Here is a 22173-nt window from a genome sequence, read left to right on the forward strand (position 1 = left end):
TAAAATACGAAATTCGAATATCGAAATCCTAAACAATAACTAAACTCTAAATAATAAATTATAAACTGTTTGGGATTTGTGATTTTAATCATTGGAATTTGTTTCGGATTTAGTGCTTCGTGCTTCGGATTTAATTATTATTTAGGTAGGACTTCTATTTTATGCCCAGCCACCAATTTAACCATCGCCTTTTTAAATCCTGTTCGTTCGCCAACTTTACCTCTAAACAAAACTCGTTCTGGTTTGTAAACCATCATATTTACCTTTTCAACCTTAATGCCATATTTCTTTTCTACTTCTTTTTTAACTTCTGGTTTGGTAGCAAAAGATTCAACCATAAAAACATATTTTCCGTGAGATTCCAAACCTAAAGCTTTTTCAGAAATTATTGGTCTTTTTAAAACCTTTAAAGTCATAACATTATTAACACCTTTTTCTTTTCCGACGCTTCGGCTCGCCTCGCTGTAGCTTTGGCGAAGCGGGTCGGAACCCCGACTCTTTGGCGTCGGGGTGGTAACAATAGATGCTTTGCTTTCTTTTTTATTTGATCCAAATAATGACATGTTATTTATTTAAAGCTTCAACAGCTGTTTTAGTAAAAACTATCTTCTTAGCCTTAAGCACATCCAAAAAGCTTAAGCCCAAAACGCTGTTAACCGAAACCTCCAAATTTCGGCTAGCTTTCAAAATATTCTCGTCTCTTGAAGGTAAAACAAAAAGCAGGCTTCTGGCATCACCGCCTGCGATTTTATTCGACAATTCTTTAAATGATTTTGTTTTGGCATCGTTTAAAGAAAAATCTTCTACAACTTTTATTTGACCACTCTTAAACTTCGAACTTAACAAAGTATTCAGAGCCTTCTTCAACATTTGGGCGTTTATTTTTTTAGTATAATTTTTATCGTTTCTTGGCCCATGCGCCACCCCACCCCCTACCCAAATAGGCGATCTTCTAGAACCGTGTCTAGCGCGACCAGTTCCTTTTTGTCGCCAAGGTTTTTTACCTGTACCACTAACTTCGGCCCTGGTTTTGCTGTGAGCTACTGGTTTTCTTCGATTAGCTAACATGCCCACTCTAACTTGATGGATTAAATCTAAATTTTGTGGCAAACCAAAAACTCGCTCGGATATATCAACGTTCCCAGTTTCCATTCCTTCCTGATTGTATAATTTGGTTTCCATAATTTTATATAAACAATGTCCAATATCTAATTACTAATATCTAACCAATTTCTAATGCTCAAATACCTAATGTCAAAAATATTTTTAACTATTTGTCATTAGACATTAAGGTTTGATTAGAAATTAGAAATTTGTCATTTATGTCCTTATCTCCACTACTGTTCCATTCTTACCCGGCAAAGCGCCCTTTAAAGCAATAATTTTTCTTTCGGCGTCAACTTTAACAACTTCAATATTTTTTGTTGTGATTCTATTTTGACCCATGCGTCCTGCCATTCTTTTGCCTTTTAAAACTCTCTGAGGAAAACGTCCGCCAATAGAACCTGGTTTACGTAAAACATCGCGGTGACCATGCGAAGCCGGACCACCTTTAAAACCGTGTCTTCTAACTCCGCCCTGAAAACCTCGGCCAATAGTTTTACCACTTACCTTTACATAGTCCCCTACAATAAAATTAGAAACAGCTATTCTGTCGCCTACATTATATCCAGAAGTATCTGCAATTCTAAATTCCTTAACGACTCTAAAGCTACCCAAACCTTTAAAGTGTCCCATCATAGATTTATTTACATTCTTTTCTTTTTTAGAAATAGAACCAACTTGTACGGCTGTATAACCATCTTTTTCTTGAGTCTTGATTTGTAAAACAACAGCGTCTTCAGCGTTAACCAAAGTCACAGGGGTTATTTCACCCTTGTTGTTTAATATCTGTGTTGAGCCAATTTTCTCTCCTATTATATATTTCATATTTTTGTCTCCGACGTCTCGTCGGAGCTACAAAATATGACCCCGCCCTTTAGAGGCGAGGCCATCGCTGCTAAGCACAAAAGTCACACACTACTCCAAACTCATTTTCAATCGGCGATAACCATAGGTAAAGGGCGGGGTAAGGTTTTGTTCCTAAAAATTCGCCTCGTGAAACACGGGACAAATTTTTAGGCAAAGCCCTTACATCTTAATCTCAATATCCACGCCCGCCGGCAAATTCAAGTTCATCAAGGCGTCAATAATTTTGGGACTGGGATTTAAAATATCAATTAATCTTTTATGCGATCTCATTTCAAATTGTTCTCGGGAATCTTTATGCACGAAAGTTGATCTGTTCACTGTATATTTATGAATTTCTGTCGGCAAAGGCACGGGACCTACAATTTCTGCGCCATTACGTAAAGCAATATCAACTATCTGGCGGCAAGACGAATCTATTATCTTACTGTCGTAAGCTTTTATTTTAATGCGTAATCTTTGTTTAACTTCTTCAACTATTGTCTTCTTTGTTGTCGTAGCCATTTTAGTAAAGTGCAACTTTCGCGTTTAGCGTTACTTTATTATTTTAGTAACTGCGCCCGCGCCTACCGTCTTACCTCCTTCTCTTATAGCAAACCTTTGCTTTTCTTCCAAAGCCACCGGAGCAATCAATCTGACCGAAAGCTTAACTGTATCGCCCGGCATAACCATTTCGGTACCTTCCGGTAAAAGAACTTCACCCGTAACATCTGTGGTTCTTACATAAAATTGAGGTTTATAGCCCTTAAGAAAAGGTGTATGCCTACCGCCTTCTTCTTTGGTTAAGACGTATATTTCGGCTTCAAATTCGGTGTGAGGCGTAATAGAACCGGGTTTAGCTAAAACCTGTCCGCGTTCAATTTCTTCTTTTTTAACACCACGCAGCAAAATACCAGCATTGTCTCCGGCTTGACCTTCGTCTAAAGATCGATTGAACATTTCAATACCGGTCACCACTGTTTTTTGAGTTGGACGCAAACCTACAATTTCTATTTCTTCATTTATTTTAACTTTGCCACGCTCAATTCTACCGGTAACCACCGTGCCTCGGCCTTCAATAGAGAAAATATCTTCGATAGGCATAAGGAAAGGCTTGTCGGCTTCTCTTTTTGGTTCTGGAATAAATTCATCCATGGCTTTTACCAATTCCACAATTGGCTTAGCGCTTTCATCATCGGCAGTTTTAGCTTCAAGAGCTTTTAAAGCCGAACCTCTAATTATAGGCGTGGTATCGCCTGGATATTCGTATTTATTTAATAGTTCTCTTATTTCAGCTTCTACCAAATCTACTAATTCAAGATCATCAACTTGATCCACTTTATTTAAAAAGACAATAACCGCCGGCACGCCCACTTGGCGAGCTAAAAGAATGTGTTCTCGGGTTTGAGGCATAGGACCATCAGCCGCCGAAACCACTAAAACCGCGCCATCCATTTGAGCGGCACCAGTGATCATGTTCTTAATATAGTCGGCGTGGCCCGGAGCATCGATGTGGGCATAGTGGCGCTTTTCTGATTCATATTCGGAATGGTGCAAAGCGATGGTAATACCGCGAGCTTTTTCTTCTGGAGCGTTATCAATATCGTCAACTTTTTCAAGCCTTTTCACAAGGCCTTTCATATGTTGGACATGCAAAATAGCCGCGGTTAATGTGGTTTTGCCGTGGTCGACGTGTCCTATTGTGCCGACGTTAACGTGCGGCTTAGTGCGTTCAAATTTATCTGCCATATTTGTCTAAATTTAATTTATTAAATTTAGTTACAAATATGTGTCCTGCGAAGCTCCGAAGGAGCGAAGTAGGACCATACTTATAACTATTTCTTTTAATTTGACTTTTATACGATGCAATGGACACCCCACAAAATTTAAGCGGAAAGCCATTCTCTAATTTAATATTTATTGCGATAAAAAAACGAGGTAAAAACTACCCTATCCCAGATGCTTGATGCCTATTTATACCAGCGAAATATTCGCAAGACAATTGTAATATATCAGACCCTCCCTAGTCAACCCAGTAGAGCAACCTTGAGCGTCGCCTCGGTGTTAGACCTCCACCAAGCCTAAACTAATTTCTAAAGCCCGATCAACATCTATCATTAGACTCTCATTTATGATACCTACCTTTTTTATCAGCCGTTGTTTATCAATGGTTTTAATTTGATTCAATAACACCACTGAATCTTTTTCTAAACCACTTTCTGACTTTTTAAGAAAAACATTGGTAGAATAATCTCTGCCACCAATAACAGAAGTAATGGCGACCACAATCGTTGTTGGGCTATATTTGTTGCTGATATTGTTTTGCACAACTAAAGCCGGCCTCGTCTTTTTTATTTCAGAACCAAAGGCTAGATCAAACTCAACTAAATATATTTCGCCTCTAGCGGGTGTTTTTATTTCTTGGGCCATACCTCTTCTTCTAAATGAAACCATTCCTTGGCAATATCCAAATCCCTTTGAGCGTTTCTAATGCAACCCTCTTTTAAAAGGCGCTTGAGATTTGTGTACCCTTTCTCTTTAACATAAAAATTAACAGCTTCATTAAGAAAACGGCTTCTTTCTCTTTTTTGGGAAAGTTTATCAATAAGTTTAAGCGTTTCTTTGGGCAGAGTTATATTAACTCTTTCGTATGTTGAGGCTTTGTTCATAATATTTATATTATACACACTGGCAGTGTGTAGTCAATCCAATGTTATGGTTTAACATCAATGTTAATACACCAAACGATCGTTTATTATATTAACAATGATATTTTTATGCTTTGGCGATGATTTTTAAAGGATAATTAAGCGTTTCTTCTATGGTGGTTTGATTTTCGGCAACAGCGTCAAAAAGATTGTTAACCAAAGATTCCCGCTGGTGATACAAACTTAGTTGGGCACGACGCGGGAGGGTAGGATCGTCTAATAATGCTTTGACTATAAAAGGCATAACCATGGAATAATCTGCTTGCAGGCTTTCGGTTTGTTGGCGGTATGTTTCGGGGTTGACCTTGCCCCATGAGACGGCTTCGGAAGGAAAACACGAAGACAAACTGCCATCGGTTACTGGTGAAGAAACAATTTGAACATCATAATCGTAGCCGCGAATATTGTTTAGTAAAAATATTTGAGACAACGTAGGTTCGGGCTGTAAACTATAATTTTTTGGAACTCCGCCACCTAAAATTAACGCACCTAATGATTTTGATTCAGAATTAAACAAACCCCAATAATGGTAGGCACAAGATTCAAAAACATCAGCATGCAAATCGTAATCAAACCAGTACGGCCGATTAGATATCCGATTGAGTGCCCAAAGTTTAACCGAATTTAAAAAAGCACTGCCATCGGCCGGCGCACCCACAAAAACAGGCAGGCCTAAACGCGAACAAGTAGAAAGCAATCCTGGGCGAACACCTACCTCTTTTTCTTGAACTTCATAGTATTTACCCAATAAATAATTTCTTTCGGTGGTGGTCATTCTTTTTTGAAATTCTGGACGCTGCAAAATCGCGCTTATCATTCTGTCTTGATCAAAAAGAACTTCTTCTTTAAAACCAGTGTCGGCCACACGAATAATTCCGGCTTCGCGATAAGCCCCGTCGTCGCCAAAAATATCTACTTCTTTTATAGAACGATTGCCCGCTTCGGCCTTATACAAAGCATCATGCCCATCGTGATAGCAAATAGCATCGGTAACTGTTAGGTAAGCCACCCAGCCTGTCTCTAAGAGCGGAATCAGCCAAGCGCGATGTTGGTCGGAAACGGTTATGGGGCCTGCCACCGTAATTACCAACGGCACATTATTTAAAATAGCTTCGCGCAAAATTGAATAGACTCTTCTTAAATATGCCCCACCGAAAGCTGGCAAGGCATTTTCAAAAACCTCTCTTAAAGAATCTAATCTATCTACAGCTTGCGCAATTACGGGCTTACCTTGTAATTCCTTTTCATCTAAAAAACCACTTTCAGAATTATAGTCCTCTGCCCTAACTTCTTGATATGAATCTTCTGAATTATTAAATTCAAACTCTGCCTCGTCTTTTGCCTTATCCATATTTTTTCTTGTTTTGTAAGCTATTAAAGAATAACAAATTTGAGCCGCGCCATATTCTGTCAAAGTATCCCCTGCGCGTGGAGCAACTTCTACAATATCGGCACTAATAATATTTTTAAATCTGAATAATTCGTCTAATAACCCATAAAGATATTCCCAATCCAGCCCGCCCTGAACCGGCGTACCAGTTGCTGGCATATGCACCGGATCTATGCCATCTACATCTAGTGTTAAATAAACCTTGTCTGTTTTTATGGAATTGATAATTTCGCGATACGATGGCACATATCCTTTGCCCCACTCAAAAACTTTTAAATTATTTTTCTTAGCAAAATCATATTCATCTTGAGAGTAAGCTCTTATACCCACATGAACAGTGTCAAAACCATTTTCAAAAACACGGCGCATAACACAAGCATGAGAATATTTTCCGTAAGGCATATCGTTAAAATCTGCATCTGTATCGCGCAAATCAAAATGCGCGTCTATTTGCAAAACCGTAACGCTCTCGGCTAAACCTTGCCGAGCTAAAGATTGTATCGGACCATTCGCAACAGAATGTTCACCGCCCAAAACAATTACAAATTTTCCTAAGGCAAAATAATGTTCGTGTACACTGCGCACATATTCCACCATTTCTTCTGGCGATAAATAATTAGTATCGCCTATATCGTGGTAAGCAATTTTTAAACTTTCGGCAGGAGAGGTTTGGGTCTGGCGTTCAAAAAATTCTACTTGCGTATGCAAACACTCAACTATGGCCCACGGGCCTTTGTCGGCACCCTTGCCAAAAGACGACGTGGCGTCATAATTAGCGCCAATCAAAACCACATCGGCTTCTTCGGGCTTAGCACAGTTTATAATTGAGGCAGACATTTTCGTTAAAGAATACTATAACGAAACGTATTGTGATTTCAACTCTCCAAATTTACCCTCGGCTATGGACCGACGGATTTTTTCCATCAAATTATTAAAAAAATAAATATTATGAAAAGAAGCCAAATAGCCAGCTTCAAAGTTTTTTGTTTTAAAAAGAGAATGTAAATATGCTTTGGTAATTTTTTTTGTTGCGCAAACTTCGCAACTACATTCGAGATCTAAAACAGAATCATCTTCGCGATATAAACCCTTGGTCATGTCTAGCCTGCCCTGCAATGTATAAATATTGCCGTGTCGGCCTTCGCGTGTGGGCACCACGCAATCAAACGTGTCTATGCCTTTCGAAACTCCAATAAATAAATCTTGAACCAAACCTATGCCCAATAAATGCCTTGGTTTGTTTTCCGGTAAATGCGGAATAACCCAGTCTAATTCTCGGAAGGACCGCCCTTCCCCACCAAATGATGTACCGAAAGACCCGCCTATGGCTACACCATCAAAATCCAGCGAACCGACAAATCTTGCGCTTTTTTCTCTTAAATCTTGGAATAAACCTCCTTGAACAATTCCACATAAAAACTGGTTAGATTTTTTGACCTTGAGTGATTCCACTGCCCAGCGATGTGTCCGTGCTAACGCTTGTTGATTATATTTGTAATCGTGTAGGGGCGAAGTTGGTTCGTCAAAAGCTAAAATAATATCGGCGCCAAGTTTTTCCTGAATCCATATTGATTTTTTAGCATCCAAAAATTGTTCTTCATCCTCCGAAGCTTCAGCGAAGGAGGACTTCCTTACTTTAAAATAAACTCCATCTTCTGTGACCCTAACCAAATTTTCTTTATAATTTGTTAAACCTCCGACGTTTAACATCTTACCTGCGCCAGATTGGCGCGCAAAACCTAAACTAAAAACTTGAAACCCGCCTGAATCTGTCATCAGCGGGCGTGGCCAATCCATAGCTTTATGCAAGCCAGCATATTTTCCTAAACCAGCGTCACCCAACACCTGCCACATGTGGTAGGTGTTGGCAATAATTAATTGAGTTTTTGTTTTTTCTAAATCTTCTGTAGTTAACTCTCTAACTTTGGCGTGCGTGCCCACCACTACATAGCTGGGAGTTTCTACTATGCCGTTGGGAGTTTCTATAACACCTAATCTCGCTCTAGACAAAGAATCCTTTTTTAAAACCTTAAACATTTCTATCTATAAGATCAGCACGAGGATCATCGGCCTTAATTAATTTTCGGATAGCGCGCATAACCGTAACCTTTTTATCTATTTCGTCTTTGCCTAAACCCCTATTCCTTAAAAGTTCTTCATACATACCAATATATTTTTCGAAAGATTCGTCACTACCAGAAAGAACGGTTTTCTTTTCATATGTAGCAAGTTTCTCCCAAACCTTAGCCACTTGTTCGGCATTTATGTCTTTAACTTTTTCTTCCACTGCTAAATCATAATTCTCTAACATACCCTCTAAATCAGCATCGGATAACACTTCTGGCGCTCCAGTCTTGGGTTTTTCGTCTTCACCAAAAATTGCCGAAAGATCTTCTTTTTCGGGTTGACCGTAATTTTTTATTGCTTCTGGTCCTGATGGCATAATTTTGTCTATGAAACGTAGCTGAATAGCTACAAAATTATAGCCCTGTTAGTGAATTTCCAACTTATCTTTTTGGTTTTCCGAAGGAAAATCTTTTGGAAATTCTACTACGGGGCATAATTCATTTTATTAATTTATAACGCGGTGGGGGTGAGATTCGAACTCACGAGGGGCTTGCACCCCTTCCAGTTTTCAAGACTGGCCTATTCAACCGCTCTAGCACCCCACCCTATTGCTTAAAATACCATAATTGATTTGATAAGTGTAGGCAATTAAAGTAGTATATTAAGAAGAAATTGGAGGCGTGGCTGAGTGGTTTAAAGCAGCATCCTGCTAAGATGTTGGGGGAGTAATCCCCCCGAAGGTTCGAATCCTTCCGCCTCCGCCAGTTAGGAAATGAAATAATTTTCATATGAAATCGTACAAACCTCAAGAATGGTACAATTTAATAAAAGACCTTCACGGGTTAATTATCGAAGAAATAAATACCGTCTTCCCCGATACCCTACCCGAGCTTTACCCTAAACTTGTTGCGATGTATGAATTTTTCCGATTGGTTCGAGGCGAGGCTTTCAATTATTCTCGTCCCGCTGATATGGGCAATTTTCAGAAAGAAATTTATAAAATGGAAGATGAATTAAAAAAACATTTGAAGCAACTTGAAAATAAGCTAGACGTAGATGATGAAAAAACCTCGTACAATCTCGACTTAATGAAAAAGATGTTTAGTCTTAAGTATTTTAATCAAGACTAACTTCTCTTAAAATGTGAGCAAATTAACTTGGCGAGCATTTGAATTTGAACAACCAGAACGGCATCCTAACTGGTTTGTTTCTTTGTGGATTTTGGCTTTGGCTTTAGTGGTAGTGGCTATAATTTTAAAAAGCTATCTTATGGCTGTTTTTGTAATAATTTCGGCAGCTCTAATAAATATTTATGCGGTTAAAGAACCTAACGAATATAGTTTTTCCTTAGATACAGAAAACCTAACGATCGGAGAAAAAACACATAAATTAATAGACTTTAAATCCTTCTGGATTTTCGAACGCGCGGATGGTAATGTTCTAAGCTTAGAGGGTAAAAATATAATGAATTCGCATTTAGAAGTTCCTTTGGCAGAAATTAACCCAGACATAGTTAAAGATATCTTATCGCCAGTAGTAACCGAAAAAGAACACAACGAATCCATAACAGATATTCTGGCCCGCCTTCTTAAATTTTGATATTTGAGATTTAATTTTTGAATTTTAATGCCCTCATAGTTCCCTCCTTCGCTCGAATGTCATTCGAGCTTCGGAAGGGCAAGTAATTGTCTATCCGACTCAACTTGTCCTGCGAAGCTCGGCTGATAAGCCGAGCGTAGTAGGGCCCCCATAGTTCAATGGATAGAATGCGAGATTGCGGATCTCGTGATTCAGGTTCGAATCCTGATGGGGGCACAAAATTAAACATATGTATGATTCAATCAGATTCCTCTATTAGCATTCTTCCCGGCATTGGTGAGAAAGTTTTAGAAAAACTTAGCAAGCTTAAGATTAAGAAGGTTCGCGACCTTCTTTTTCATTTGCCATTTAGATACGAAGACTTTTCTAACATAAAAAATATTGCCGATTTAGTGGCTGGCGAAAAAGCTACCGTAACTGCCAAAATTTTAAACATCGGCCAAAGAAGGGTTTGGAAGCGTAATATGACAATTACCGAGGCGCTGTTAGAAGACGAAACCGCGCCCATAATGTCTGTTTGGTTTAACCAGCCCTATTTAACCAATACATTAGAAAAAGGCTTATGGGTAAATATTTCTGGGAAAATATCTCTGGGCAAACGCGGTTTGTATTTTTCTAATCCGGCTTTTGAAGTTTTGGATTCGGAAGGACCGCCCTTCCAGGAAGGGCGGTCCTTCCTTGGATTACACACCGGAGGATTGATTGCAATTTACCCCGAAACACAGGGTTTAACTTCGCGCTATTTACGTTTAAAAATAAAAACTGTTTTAGATAATTTAACAAACATTCCAGATTTTCTGCCCAACTTTATTGCCAAAGAATTTAATTTAATAAATCTGCGCCGAGCGCTCCAGCAAATTCATTTTCCTAAAAACCAGAAAGAAATAGCCGAAGCCCAAAAAAGACTAGCCTTCCAAGATATTTTTTTGCTTCAAGTTTATTCCCGAAACGAAAAGGAAAAAATAAAATCTAAACTGGCCAAAAATATTCCGATTGATCTTTCATTAATAAAAAAATTTATAGAATCCTTGCCTTTTCAATTAACTAATTCACAAAAATTAGCCTCTTGGCAAATTTTAAAAGACATAGAAAAACCAACCCCTATGAATCGCCTTTTAGTGGGCGATGTCGGTTCGGGCAAAACCGTGGTAGCCGCTATCGCCGCGTCAAACGCGGCGAGCCAAGGATACCAAGTCGCCTTTTTAGCACCGACCGAAATTTTAGCTATTCAACATTTTAAGACCTTAACCGATCTTTTTAAAAGCTGGCCAATTAAGATAGGGCTAATGACCGCATCACATAAATTAAAATCCAACCTAGATAAAATAAATATTACAGTTGGCACGCACGCGCTGATTCAGAAGGGAGTGCGATTTGATAATTTAGCTCTAGTAGTTGTAGACGAACAACATCGTTTTGGCGTGGATCAACGCGCTGCCCTACTTCGCGGATCAACGCAGATATCAGCGCAGATCGGCGCGGATAAGAATCAGCGTGAATCAGCGTGTCTGCCGCATTTGCTATCTATGAGCGCTACACCCATACCCCGAACATTAGCTTTAACCTTATACGGCGACTTAGATTTATCGCTCTTAAAAGAACTGCCTAAAGGCAGGAAAAAAATAATTACTAAAGCCGTTTCGCCTGCTAACCGAGAGAAAGCCTATCAGTTTATAGAAAGCCAAATAAAACTTGGGCGCCAAGCTTTTGTTATATGTCCCTTAATAGAAGAATCCGAAGCCGCTATTATGAGTGAAGTAAAAAACGCCACGGCCGAATACGAAAAATTATCTAAAAATGTTTTCCCTCATTTAAAAATTGGTTTATTGCATGGCCGCCTCAAACCGCCAGAGAAAGAAAAAATAATGCAAGAATTTAAAAATAAAAAAACAGATATTTTAGTTTCAACTTCAGTGGTAGAAGTTGGCGTAGATATACCTAACGCTACTGTAATGATGATAGAAGGCGCCGATAGATTTGGTCTCGCGCAACTACACCAATTTAGAGGCCGAGTGGGACGGGCTGAACACCAAAGTTATTGTTTTTTATTTACCGAATCTTTTACAAAAAACACAGCTGAGCGTTTAAAAATATTGGTGGAAAGCGAAGATGGTTTTAAATTGGCCGAAAAAGATTTAGAAATTCGCGGCCCGGGCCAATTTTTTGGGCGTGAACAGTCTGGCCTGCCCGACCTGGCTATGGCCTCGCTCAAAGACACCAGTTTAATAGAAGAGGTTCAACAAGCTGTAAATTTATTTTTTGAAAAAGATAAAATAGAAAACCATCCCCTGCTTTCTGCCAGACTTTCGGAATTTAAAGAAAATATACATTGGGAATGAAGCGAAGCGGAATCCTTCCGTAGCTCTAAAAGAGCGAAGGAGGATAAAAAACACCCCGATACGAATCAGGGTGTCGGAGTTCTGTCAAAATGGCAAGGTAGTTTGAACCACCTCGGAAGGTTTTTGTTTCCTGACGGTCCATTTTGTGAAAATAGGGTGCCATTCACCTCCTTGGGCAGCCCTCATTGCGCCGTAAAGCCGAGTCGGTGTAAACTCCCGCAAAAATTCCTTGGTAAGTTCTAACGAGAGTTTTTCTTTGGCAAATTTCTGAACTTTGCCGATGAGCTCATCTTTGCCCATCCCAAAGATTTTATAGCGATGGGCATTCTGCGTTTGAATTCTCATAATACCCTCCTTTTTCCTTAGGTTTGGAAAGAGCTAAAAAGAACAATTTGAAAAGTAACTATATTATACTATCCTAATTCTTGTTTGTCAATCTAAATTTTGGGGTTACCTAAAATCATCGTCGCTCAAGAAATTTCGCTCCTCTTTAAAACCACTCGGTTTTAATATTTCCTCCGCGGGAAACTACCGTTTCCCGACCCCTTCCCTGAATTTTGGGGTTACCCAAAAGCCCATATATTTGCCCAACATCAACCGTGTTTGCGCTTCTAAAGCCGGAATTGAACCAAAAACCACTGTGGTAAACGGAACCAACAGCCACTGCAATAACATCCAAGCATATTTGCCTTTGCCATAACGTGGTGGACGCGGTGGCAGAAGGTTCATACTAATTACGGCCGATGAAATAAGCCCCACCATCGCTAATGTCATTATTACGCGTGTGATGCGTGGCAAATTATACGAAAGCACTGTTAAATTAAAAATTGATCCGCCCAAAAGCACCGGTAGCCAACCCATTAAAAAAATAATTAAAGCATTGGTTGCCCAAGAATAATAGCCTTCCACCAAATTAAAGCCGTGACGCAATTTTTTGCCTAAAGATAAATCTTCGTTTTTAATAAAGGCAAATAAAACATACACCAAGTTTTCGGCACCCCAAGCCCAACGCCGTTGCTGTTTATAAAGAGCTTTCATACTCTTCCAAAATGTTTTATCCACCGCGGCGTCCATATAAACCGGCGCATACAAAGAAACAGTTTCGTAGTTACCATTATAAAAATTATAACACTGCCAGAAAATTCTGGAATCTTCCGAAACTATATTGGCCTGCCAAAAACCAACTTCTACCAAAGTTTTAAAACTCATAGAATGACTAGAAAAAGTAACCTGCCTTTCTGGGCGCTCTTGTTGCATCGTTAACCAAAAAGTAGAAGAAAAAGAAACCACGCGAGCCAGCGCCGGCGCTTCCCAAATATTATTGGTAAAAATAGAAACCGGTTGGAAAGAGGCCCTCTGGGGGTTAGGATGCGAAATATATTTATGCGTCAGCAAGGCAAAATATTGATCCCAAACATTTGTATCTACATCGAAAACCGAAACTATTATTTTTTCGTACGGTAAATGAAGCGGGTCTATAACTTCTTCTTTAACGCGCTTGCCTGCCCAAGTTTCGTTGGAACCCTTACCCGCCAGTTCGCCAGCAATATTATCGGGATGAACTGTTACTAAAAATTTAAAAAATTTACTTCCAAATTTATTGCGTAAAAACTCTGCAGTTTTTTTTGACTCTGCTCCGCCTCGTTCTTCTAAAGCCAAAACCACTATCATTTTCTGTGTATCGTATTTTGAATTTACCAAAGCCTCAAAAGTTGGCTCGACCACTTCTAGGGGTTCTTTATACATTGGCAAAATTATTAAGTGCCAATAATCTTCCCAATTAGAATTTTCTTTTAAACGACTCCACCAATCTATTTTTAAATTCTCTTTCATTCGTTTGTAGCCCGAACGCAAATGAAACGAAAGATACAAAACTTTTATAAACCAATAAGTATCAAAAAGAATAATAAAAACAGCCACCCAAGCTGGCTTAAAAACTGAAAGTAAAACTAAACCAATTATGGTGCTCCAAGCCAAAACACCGGGCATAATTTCTAAAGCTCGGTATAATCTTCTATCGCTTTTATTTTCAATCTCTGTAGCGCGACCAATGCGCAAGTACCATTTACTATCCATATGTATTAGCCCATAATATAGCAGGAACTTGATTATAATGTAAAAAGCGGGTTAAATAATTGATAGGCTTATGTTTTTTCAGGGCATGATAAAAGAGAATGGCTTGCCCTGCGAAGCTTTAGCGAAGTAGGGCGCCATCGTCTAGCCTGGTTAGGACGCAGGGTTTTCAACCCTGTAACACGGGTTCGAATCCCGTTGGCGCTACGACAAAACGAGCCGATTGATCGACTCGTGTCGGGATGAGAAAAGCGCAGGCGCGACGGCGCCGAGCTGGGGATCAAAAACAAACTGCTTTGTTTTTGATCCAGTTCGTAGAAATTTCCTTTATCGAGCAAAGCGAGATAGGAAATAGGAGGAACGCAGAAATTTTCAGCAGAAAATTATCTGTGACCGAATCCCGTTGGCGCTACAAGAAAAAAGCCCTCCGATATCAGTCGGGGGCTTTTGCAATTAAAGGAGAAAATCAAGTAACAACCTCACAAAATTTCTTTCCAAACACAAGGTGTTCAATTCCACCTAGGTTTACATTCTTTTTCCACCAGTTTGCTGCCTCTGGGCTTTTAGCAAAAAGAGCTTCAATAGCTTTTCGAGTTTGAACATGAAATCCTCCCATATTATCTGGATCAGGAGGACCCCCAAGCGATCCTCTATACTTTCCTTCTAATACTTCTTCCGTAAATGTATCGCGAGTACCCTCCCAGTTAATTGTGGTTGGCAATACAAGACCCACCCATTCCTTCCTTACCCATTCCGGAGCCTCGCCAGTTGGTATACTGGTAATTCTGATCTGTGCCATACCCCTTCTCCTTGTTAAAGGTTAAAGATCTAGGTTAATCTAAGCATAAATCACAATGAAAATACTAGCTATAGAGACAAGTTGTGACGAGACGGGCATAGCATTAATAGAATCAGATAAAAAAAACGGAATCCAGGTTCTAGCTAATTTGGTGTCCTCGCAGATAGAAACCCACCGCCCTTTTGGTGGTGTAGTTCCTTTTTTAGCCAAGCGTGAACACGAAAAAAACCTCCCTCTCCTTTGGCAACAACTTCAACGTATCCCGAGCTTACGATCGTATGCTCAAGACACGTTTTCAGATTTAGATATTATAGCAGTTACTCAAGGACCTGGGCTTGCTCCATGCTTATGGACTGGCGTTAATTTTGCACAAAAAATTGCACAAGAATTAAATAAACCATTAGTTGGAATAAACCATCTTAAGGGGCATATCTACATTGCTCTCTTAGAACAACAAATTTCTAATTACCAATTTCTAATTTCTAAACAAAATCTAAATCATAAATCACAAACTAAAACCACATTAAAATCTAAGTTTCCGGTTTTATCACTGATAGTCAGTGGCGGGCATACCCAATTAGTGTTTTCTAAAAAACTGGGGCATTACCAAGTTATTGGCGAAACTTTAGACGACGCCGCTGGCGAAGCTTTCGATAAAGTAGCTAAACTTTTAAAACTTCCCTACCCCGGTGGGCCAGAAATTTCTAAACTGGCTACGAAGGGTAACCCTTCACGATTTGATTTTCCGCGCCCAATGTTAAACAGCAAAAACTTTGATTTTTCTTTTTCTGGTTTAAAAACTTCTGTTTTGTATTTAGTTAATGGCGTCCCACTGAAGGGCGGTCCTCCGCTGAAGGACCGCCCTTCAGTTTTGCGCTTGACCCAAAAAACCAAAGCCGACGTCGCTGCTTCTTTTGAACAAGCTGTTGTAGATGTTTTAGTTTCGAAAACACTTCGTGCAGCTAAAGAATTTAAACCTAAAACCCTAGTTTTAGGAGGAGGTGTTGCGGCTAACAAAAAACTTAGAGAAACTTTAGAACTAAAATTTAAAATAGATTTCCCTAATATTGCTTGTCTATTATCGCCTATCGCGATGACTGGAGACAACGCGCTCATGATCGCCCTCGCCGCTTTAGCGGAAAGAAAATTGTTAAAGCCTGTTAAAGACTTAAAAGCAGAAGCTAATTTGCGTTTAGATTCATAATAGTACTAAATTCTAGACTATAGTATTAATAATCACTTATAACATTTACCTCACGATCGTAAGAAAAATGTTATAAGTCAAAAACCCAAAAATATAATTTGGTAGTAAAAAAAGCCCCGAGCGCGTTGGCCCGAGGCGAAACCGAACTTAGCTCGGTGGAACTTCGATGAGTTTCTTCAACCCCGCAAATGGATAGAACTTCGGTATTGGAGTGATTCTTTTTGAAAAGTGACCGGAATACCTCCCTCTCCTATGCGCTAATTTACCCTCCGTCACAACAACCCGCCCAAATCTTCGAGCGAGTCTTCTGATGGTGCTCTCTGCCATACCCACATTGAAGCTTTCTTCAAAACTATTTGGTGTAGGAATAACCACCACCTTCCTAGAAGACATGAGCCAGTATTCATACGGCTCTACTGCAAAACTCCAGTCGCCATAAGCCAATCCATCGATTAGCCCCAAAGGGATAACACTAACCTTTTTCATCTTTTCCACCTTTCTGATTATTGAGGTGGGGCTTCAGTAGAATTCGTCTCATTCAAAACGGTTCTGACGTGATATTCAGACACCTGTTCGACACTTCTTTCCTTTTTCCTTCCCTTCCCTTTTTTCTCAACATTTCTTTCAACACTCCCTTTGAAAACAGCTCGCACCTTAGACACAACAGCTAAAGAAAGACCCTTTACTTCGCCTGTTGAGATATCTTCTAAAACCTTGTTACCTTGTTCATCTTTTGATCTAAAAATAAATCCCTCCAAAATAAAGACTCCATCCAATACCCCTATTTTTAATTCCGCTTCAACTTTGATAGAAAGTGGCATAACAAGTCTCCTTTTTTAGGGAACATTTTAGGAACAATCTATTGCACGAATAGTAACATTCAAGCAAATATACACCAACTTGTCAAGTGCACAGTTTTATCTGCAAATGTTAAGCTAGTTAAATGCAAGAACTCAATAAACCCTACAATCCAAAGGACCACGAGGAAAAAATATACAAAGAATGGGAAAAATCGGGATACTTTGCGCCCGAGGCACATCAGCCTAGGGCTGATAACCCTGATAGCGATAAAACATTCTGCATGGTAATTCCCCCGCCAAATATTACCGGTTCTTTGCATATGGGCCATGCTTTAAACGCCACCACCCAAGATATTTTAATTCGCTATCACCGCATGAAAGGTTTTAAAACTTTGTGGCTCCCGGGCACCGATCACGCCGGTATTGCTACGCAGTATGTGGTAGAAAAAGAATTAAAAAAAGAGGGTAAAACACGGTTTGATTTAGGCCGAGAAGAATTTTTAAAACGAGTTTGGGAATGGCGCGAAAAATATGGCTTTATAATTTTGGATCAACTTAAAAAACTAGGTGCTTCGTGTGATTGGTCGCGCACGCGTTTTACTTTAGACCCAGAATATACCAAAGCTGTAGAAACCGCTTTTTTGCATTATCATAAAAAAGGTTTAATTTACCAAGCCAACAGGGTTGTTAACTGGTGTTCACGCTGCGCCACCAGCTTGTCGGATTTAGAGGTGGAATACAAAGAAGAAGAAGCTGAACTTATTTTTATTAAATATCCCCTCGACTCCGCTCGGGGTAAACCCCTAACCAACAAATCCGATTATATTGTTGTAGCTACTACTCGCCCCGAAACAATGTTAGGCGATTCTGCCGTTGCGGTTAACCCTAAAGACGAAAGATATAAAAAACTTATTGGAGGAAGGGCGGTCCTTCCGATAAAAAACCTAGAGATTCCGATTATAGCCGATGATTCCGTAGATATGGAATTTGGCACGGGCGCTGTAAAAGTTACACCGGCCCACGATGTAGCCGATTTCGAAATCCACGAACGCCACAACTTACCTATTTACCAAGTTATAAACGAGAAAGGCAGAATGACGGAAGAGGCAAAATTTTGCGTTGGTTTAAAAACAAAAGAATGCCGAGAAAAAGTTGTAGAAGAATTAAATAAACTTGGTTTAATAGAAAAAAGAGAAAAGTTTATACATAACATTGCTAAGTGTTACAGATGTGACACTGTAATTGAACCTTTAATTTCTAAACAGTGGTTTTTAAAAATGGAAGACTTAGCCATTAAAGCCAAGACCGAAGTTGAAAACGGGAATATAAAATTTCATCCAGAAAATTTTACCAAAACTTATTTAGACTGGCTAAGTAATATTCGAGATTGGTCTATTTCACGCCAACTTTGGTGGGGTCACCGCCTGCCTGTTTTTTGTTGCAAAAAACAGGCAGGAATTTCTAATTTCCAATTTCTAATTTCTAAACAAAACTGTGTCGCTAGCGCGACAAAACCAGAAAAATGCCCAATTTGCGGAGAGTGCGAAATGATACAGTCTAATGATGTTTTAGATACTTGGTTTTCTTCGGCCTTATGGCCTTTTGCAGCCCTGGGCTGGCCATCCGAAGCCTTGGCGAAGGAGGCCCACCACAACTCTGATTTAGAAACCTTCTACCCTACTCAAGTACTATCTACCGCTCGCGACATTATTAACTTGTGGGTATCTAGAATGATTTTTTCTGGTTTAGAATTTACCGGCAAAAAACCTTTTTCCGATGTAATTATTCACGCCACGGTTTTAAATAAAGAAGGCAAAAGAATGTCTAAATCTTTAGGCACAGGCCTTGATCCATTAAAACTTATAGAAGAATTTGGCGCCGATGCTACGCGTTTTGCTTTAATATGGCAAGCTATGGGTGGCCAAGATATTAAATGGCAACAAGAAGCTGTTATGGCTGGTAAAAAGTTTTTAAATAAATTGTGGAATGCTAGCCGATTCGTTATGCAGAAAATCGGGAGCACGAAATCCGAAATCCTCCCACTTCGCCAAGGCTTCGAGGGACAAGTAAATCCGAAACAAATTCTAAATTCCAAAATCCAAAATAAAGAAAACAAAAACATTATAGAAAAATTCGAAGAAACTAAAAAATCAACCGAAGAACTTATTAAAAGTTACGAATTCGGCCCAGCGTTGCATTTGCTTTACGAATTTTTCTGGCATGATTTTTGCAACAAATATTTAGAAGAAAGTAAAAAAATGGAAAGCAGCGAAACCAGTGAAACCCTTTTATATATTCTCGCAGGAACCCTGAAATTACTACACCCATTCACTCCCTTTATTACCGAAGCTATTTGGGGAAAAATAAATAAAGAAAATAAAAAGCATCTCATCGTAGAATCATGGTAAAATAATCCCATGACCTTAGGATTAATAGCTCTCGGCATTATACCCAGCATAGTCTGGCTTTCTATTTACTTGCGCGAAGACGACCGCCCCGAACCTAATCGCTTTATATTAAAAATATTTTTTCTAGGCGCTTTAATGGCGCCGATAGCCGCTGGGGTAGAATTTTTGCTTATTGGTTCGTTAAAAAACTTTTCTTTTTCGCCCCTCTTAACAAATTTTTTAATATTTTTTGTGTTTGTAGGCATAGTTGAGGAATTAGCTAAATTTATGGCAGTAAAACTGGGCATAGAAAGAAATTCTGTTTTTGACGAGCCCGCAGACGCGATGATATACTTGATCGTATCGGGGTTAGGTTTTGCCGCGCTGGAAAACATCTTGGCACTTTTTAATTTTACGGATATTTCAAGGGGTGTAATTGCGGGCGAAGCTTTCCAAATTGCGGGGTTACGCTTTATAAGCTCGACCCTGCTTCATGTTTTGGCTTCTGGAATTGTAGGCTACTCTTTAGCGCAAAAACATTTTTTTTTAAAAAAATATTCTGTATTGAAAGGAATAATTATTGCTGGATTCTTGCATGGCACATACAATACCTTAACCCTGGCTTCTGACAGCTTTAGAAAAATTATTCCAACAATAATTGTAATAAGCCTGCTGGGAATTATGGCGATACTGGTAAATTCACTTTTTTACAAACTGAAAAAAGACTTCTACAGGTAGCGTAATACCAATCTACGAATTCGTGCGAATGATACGAATAGACAACAAATATTATAGTATTCGTGAAGTTATTAGTATAATTCGTATGCATTCGTAAATTAGCATTGCATTTATGTCGAAAAAATCATTTTTCCAATTACTAACCGGCCGTGAACCAGAAAACGACGAAGAAGAATACGAAAAAAGGTATAAAGAAATTTTGGCATCCGCCGGAAATACTTCTGCAAAAAATCATACAAAAAACGAAATCCCTGTAGCTAAGCAGGATAAAAAGGCCAGTGCTGTAAAAGTTAATTTCGACGCAGAAGAAGATCACTCCGATGCTCCAGATGAAGAGGGTCAACTGACTATAGACGTATACCAAACCACCGACGAAATGGTTATTAAATCTACCATTGCCGGTGTTAAACAAGACGATTTAGATATAACCATCGCTACCGATATGGTTACGATTCAAGGTTCTAGGCGCAAAGACGAAAGCATCTCGCCCGAAGATTACTATTACCAAGAACTGTATTGGGGACCATTTTCTAGATCGGTAATACTGCCTCAAGAAGTAGACACCGAAAGCGCCAAAGCCTCTTTAAAAGATGGCATACTAACCATACGCTTGCCTAAGTTTGAAAGAGGTAGAACTAAAAAACTAAGAATAAATTCGGCTTAACAAAAAATCCTCCATTTTGGAGGATTTTTTAAATATTCTTATTCAAGTTAACAAAATCTCTTAATGATAATCCTTTTTTTAACTCCTCTGCAATTATTAGTCTAGATTCTTCTAACCTTTCTGGACCAAACCTTTTCAATAAGAAAAAGAACGACTTGTCCGATCTTTCTTGAATAGCCATAGCGAAGTCTTTTTGAGTTTTTATATTTTGATAATTTTCGGCCATAAATTCATTATAAAAATTAACAACCTCAGTTATTTTCTTATCAATAAAATCCAAGTAACGCTCATAGGAACGAAAATGTATTTCATAACCCATCATAACCTCTTCTGGCAAATCAGGATATTTTTCGTGAAGTTTTTCTCGGAGAACTTCCCATGTTTTTGTCTCTAGAGCATCAACCAATTCTTTTGTTTTATTAAGCGTACAAGGCTTCATAGCTCTCATGAGCTGTAAATATTCGGGAGATTTTACCTTTATCCGAAATACCACTTCACCATTTGATTCAACTGTCACAACCGTCCCTTCTTTATCGGTTCCTTGCCACATTGCTTGAAGCTGTTGCAATGTTTCATCCCAATTATTTATATCTATTTTTATTGTATCAACAAGATTTAGTTTATATTGCTCTGCAAATTCCTCTAATTCTTTTCGAGTTAGTTCACGACATGCCTGATCTTTATCAAAAACAGAAAGCAGTACTAAATCTTTTCTATCGCCATAATTTGTAACTATACGATTTTCTGGATGAATTAATTCAAATACTGGTGTAAAACGACCAAGTAACCCTTGATCCAAAACATTGGGAAACTTTTCTTTAGCAATTGCTAAAGTCTCATTTCCAAAATGGATATTTGCGCCACTAAGATCCCCTCCTTCTTTTCCTCCATCAATCATGTTTCTAGTGGCAGCAGAAAACTCTTGAGTATCTGGATTAACATACAAACGTATATTGGTGCCATCTACCTTTTCTGGCAAATAAATAACCGAGCCTTCCTGTTTAAGAAGTTGGTAAAATTTCTGGTCATTTTCCTCTTTTTCACCAAGGTTGTAAAACTTAGAAAAACACGGAGCAATAATCTCTAATTCTTGACTCTCCCTACAAACCAACCCTTTTAAACATTCCTGTTCGGGTTTGTATCCCTCGTACGTAAGCATTTCGTCCGCGTTAAAAATACGCAATGAACCACTCTCACGCATCACAATTCCCTGCATTTCGCCCCCTAAAACCATTCTTGCAGATTCCTGAAACTGTTCTGCCCTATTTTTGGGTTCTGCTGTTTCTTGTACAGTATAATTTTTTTCCCTTTGTAATTGTTCCGACATAACTATTTGATGGAACAGTTGGGTTTGAACCAACGCTACCAGACAAACGGCTGGTGTTCTGCCATCTAAACTACATTCCACATTTTAGATTCTAGCAGTTTTAAAATATTTTTCAACTAAAATATAAGGCC

At 39.0% G+C, this 22173-nt stretch carries 23 protein-coding genes and 5 tRNA genes; 10 read left to right on the plus strand and 18 right to left on the minus strand.

Annotated features, from left to right (window positions below; all coding sequences use genetic code 11):
- Positions 1–137 precede the first annotated feature (137 nt).
- From rplW to Q8Q95_04435, 11 genes are all read right to left on the minus strand, one after another.
- On the minus strand, positions 138–563 hold the full coding sequence (gene rplW / locus Q8Q95_04385; protein MDP3764824.1) for a 50S ribosomal protein L23: 426 nt from the start codon (positions 561–563) through the stop codon (positions 138–140).
- A gap of 1 nt (position 564) precedes the next feature.
- Entirely contained in the window at positions 565–1182 is a 618-nt protein-coding gene (gene rplD / locus Q8Q95_04390) for a 50S ribosomal protein L4 (GenBank protein MDP3764825.1), read from the minus strand.
- A 138-nt stretch (positions 1183–1320) separates the two neighbouring features.
- Positions 1321–1929, minus strand: a complete 609-nt coding sequence (gene rplC / locus Q8Q95_04395) for a 50S ribosomal protein L3 (GenBank protein MDP3764826.1) — start codon at positions 1927–1929, stop codon at positions 1321–1323.
- A gap of 201 nt (positions 1930–2130) precedes the next feature.
- Positions 2131–2472, minus strand: a complete 342-nt coding sequence (rpsJ, locus tag Q8Q95_04400) for a 30S ribosomal protein S10 (GenBank protein MDP3764827.1) — start codon at positions 2470–2472, stop codon at positions 2131–2133.
- A 30-nt stretch (positions 2473–2502) separates the two neighbouring features.
- Positions 2503–3696: an elongation factor Tu gene (gene tuf, locus Q8Q95_04405; protein ID MDP3764828.1), complete on the minus strand. Its 1194-nt coding sequence runs from the start codon at positions 3694–3696 to the stop codon at positions 2503–2505.
- Between the two features lie 315 nt (positions 3697–4011).
- Positions 4012–4377: a type II toxin-antitoxin system PemK/MazF family toxin gene (locus tag Q8Q95_04410; protein MDP3764829.1), complete on the minus strand. Its 366-nt coding sequence runs from the start codon at positions 4375–4377 to the stop codon at positions 4012–4014.
- Positions 4362–4616: a ribbon-helix-helix domain-containing protein gene (locus Q8Q95_04415; GenBank protein ID MDP3764830.1), complete on the minus strand. Its 255-nt coding sequence runs from the start codon at positions 4614–4616 to the stop codon at positions 4362–4364. Before Q8Q95_04415 ends, Q8Q95_04410 begins: the two co-directional genes overlap by 16 nt.
- Before the next feature lie 106 nt (positions 4617–4722).
- Positions 4723–6882 carry an agmatinase gene (gene speB, locus Q8Q95_04420; protein ID MDP3764831.1) on the minus strand — a complete coding sequence of 720 codons (2160 nt, stop codon included), beginning with the start codon at positions 6880–6882 and terminating at the stop codon, positions 4723–4725.
- A 15-nt stretch (positions 6883–6897) separates the two neighbouring features.
- Complete coding sequence (gene tgt / locus Q8Q95_04425) at positions 6898–8082, minus strand: tRNA guanosine(34) transglycosylase Tgt (protein ID MDP3764832.1); 1185 nt, start codon at positions 8080–8082, stop codon at positions 6898–6900.
- Positions 8075–8488, minus strand: coding sequence for a hypothetical protein (locus Q8Q95_04430; protein MDP3764833.1), 414 nt, complete (start codon positions 8486–8488; stop codon positions 8075–8077). The genes tgt and Q8Q95_04430 overlap by 8 nt, the downstream gene beginning before the upstream one ends.
- Before the next feature lie 142 nt (positions 8489–8630).
- Positions 8631–8717, minus strand: a tRNA-Ser gene (locus Q8Q95_04435).
- Positions 8718–8786: 69 nt separating this feature from the next.
- On the opposite strand from Q8Q95_04435, the gene Q8Q95_04440 reads away from it, so the two are divergent.
- The 5 genes from Q8Q95_04440 (at position 8787) to recG (ending at position 12050) form a co-directional block, all read left to right on the plus strand.
- Positions 8787–8876, plus strand: a tRNA-Ser gene (locus Q8Q95_04440).
- 24 nt (positions 8877–8900) lie between these two features.
- Entirely contained in the window at positions 8901–9242 is a 342-nt protein-coding gene (locus Q8Q95_04445) for a hypothetical protein (protein MDP3764834.1), read from the plus strand.
- Positions 9243–9255: 13 nt separating this feature from the next.
- Complete coding sequence (locus tag Q8Q95_04450; protein ID MDP3764835.1) at positions 9256–9711, plus strand: hypothetical protein; 456 nt, start codon at positions 9256–9258, stop codon at positions 9709–9711.
- 144 nt (positions 9712–9855) lie between these two features.
- Positions 9856–9927 (plus strand) — tRNA-Arg (locus Q8Q95_04455).
- A gap of 17 nt (positions 9928–9944) precedes the next feature.
- Positions 9945–12050, plus strand: coding sequence for an ATP-dependent DNA helicase RecG (gene recG, locus Q8Q95_04460; GenBank protein MDP3764836.1), 2106 nt, complete (start codon positions 9945–9947; stop codon positions 12048–12050).
- Positions 12051–12134: 84 nt separating this feature from the next.
- On the opposite strand, the gene Q8Q95_04465 is transcribed toward recG, so the two are convergent.
- On the minus strand, positions 12135–12395 hold the full coding sequence (locus tag Q8Q95_04465) for a hypothetical protein (protein ID MDP3764837.1): 261 nt from the start codon (positions 12393–12395) through the stop codon (positions 12135–12137).
- A 183-nt stretch (positions 12396–12578) separates the two neighbouring features.
- Entirely contained in the window at positions 12579–14126 is a 1548-nt protein-coding gene (locus Q8Q95_04470; GenBank protein MDP3764838.1) for a glycosyltransferase family 2 protein, read from the minus strand.
- A 130-nt stretch (positions 14127–14256) separates the two neighbouring features.
- Here Q8Q95_04470 and Q8Q95_04475 point away from each other — a divergent pair.
- Positions 14257–14330 (plus strand) — tRNA-Glu (locus Q8Q95_04475).
- 259 nt (positions 14331–14589) lie between these two features.
- Here the strand turns inward: Q8Q95_04475 and Q8Q95_04480 are convergent.
- Complete coding sequence (locus tag Q8Q95_04480) at positions 14590–14922, minus strand: hypothetical protein (protein ID MDP3764839.1); 333 nt, start codon at positions 14920–14922, stop codon at positions 14590–14592.
- 55 nt (positions 14923–14977) lie between these two features.
- Between Q8Q95_04480 and tsaD the strand changes: the two genes are divergently transcribed.
- On the plus strand, positions 14978–16126 hold the full coding sequence (gene tsaD / locus Q8Q95_04485; GenBank protein ID MDP3764840.1) for a tRNA (adenosine(37)-N6)-threonylcarbamoyltransferase complex transferase subunit TsaD: 1149 nt from the start codon (positions 14978–14980) through the stop codon (positions 16124–16126).
- Between the two features lie 147 nt (positions 16127–16273).
- On the opposite strand, the gene Q8Q95_04490 is transcribed toward tsaD, so the two are convergent.
- Positions 16274–16612, minus strand: coding sequence for a hypothetical protein (locus Q8Q95_04490; protein MDP3764841.1), 339 nt, complete (start codon positions 16610–16612; stop codon positions 16274–16276).
- 17 nt (positions 16613–16629) lie between these two features.
- Positions 16630–16947, minus strand: coding sequence for a hypothetical protein (locus Q8Q95_04495; GenBank protein ID MDP3764842.1), 318 nt, complete (start codon positions 16945–16947; stop codon positions 16630–16632).
- Between the two features lie 122 nt (positions 16948–17069).
- Here Q8Q95_04495 and Q8Q95_04500 point away from each other — a divergent pair, with 122 nt between their 5' ends.
- The 3 genes from Q8Q95_04500 (at position 17070) to Q8Q95_04510 (ending at position 20715) form a co-directional block, all read left to right on the plus strand.
- The gene (locus Q8Q95_04500; GenBank protein MDP3764843.1) at positions 17070–19334 is read left to right on the plus strand and encodes a valine--tRNA ligase; all 2265 of its coding nucleotides are present in this window, start codon (positions 17070–17072) and stop codon (positions 19332–19334) included.
- A gap of 9 nt (positions 19335–19343) precedes the next feature.
- The gene (locus Q8Q95_04505; protein ID MDP3764844.1) at positions 19344–20051 is read left to right on the plus strand and encodes a PrsW family intramembrane metalloprotease; all 708 of its coding nucleotides are present in this window, start codon (positions 19344–19346) and stop codon (positions 20049–20051) included.
- Between the two features lie 112 nt (positions 20052–20163).
- Positions 20164–20715: an Hsp20/alpha crystallin family protein gene (locus Q8Q95_04510; protein MDP3764845.1), complete on the plus strand. Its 552-nt coding sequence runs from the start codon at positions 20164–20166 to the stop codon at positions 20713–20715.
- A gap of 28 nt (positions 20716–20743) precedes the next feature.
- Here the strand turns inward: Q8Q95_04510 and Q8Q95_04515 are convergent, their stop codons facing one another.
- Positions 20744–22042, minus strand: a complete 1299-nt coding sequence (locus Q8Q95_04515; GenBank protein MDP3764846.1) for an RNA ligase — start codon at positions 22040–22042, stop codon at positions 20744–20746.
- A gap of 9 nt (positions 22043–22051) precedes the next feature.
- A tRNA-OTHER gene (locus Q8Q95_04520) sits at positions 22052–22122 on the minus strand.
- Positions 22123–22173: the final 51 nt, after the last annotated feature.

Source organism: bacterium, from assembly GCA_030697795.1.
GTDB lineage: Bacteria > Patescibacteriota > Minisyncoccia > JACQLN01 > JACQLN01 > JACQLN01.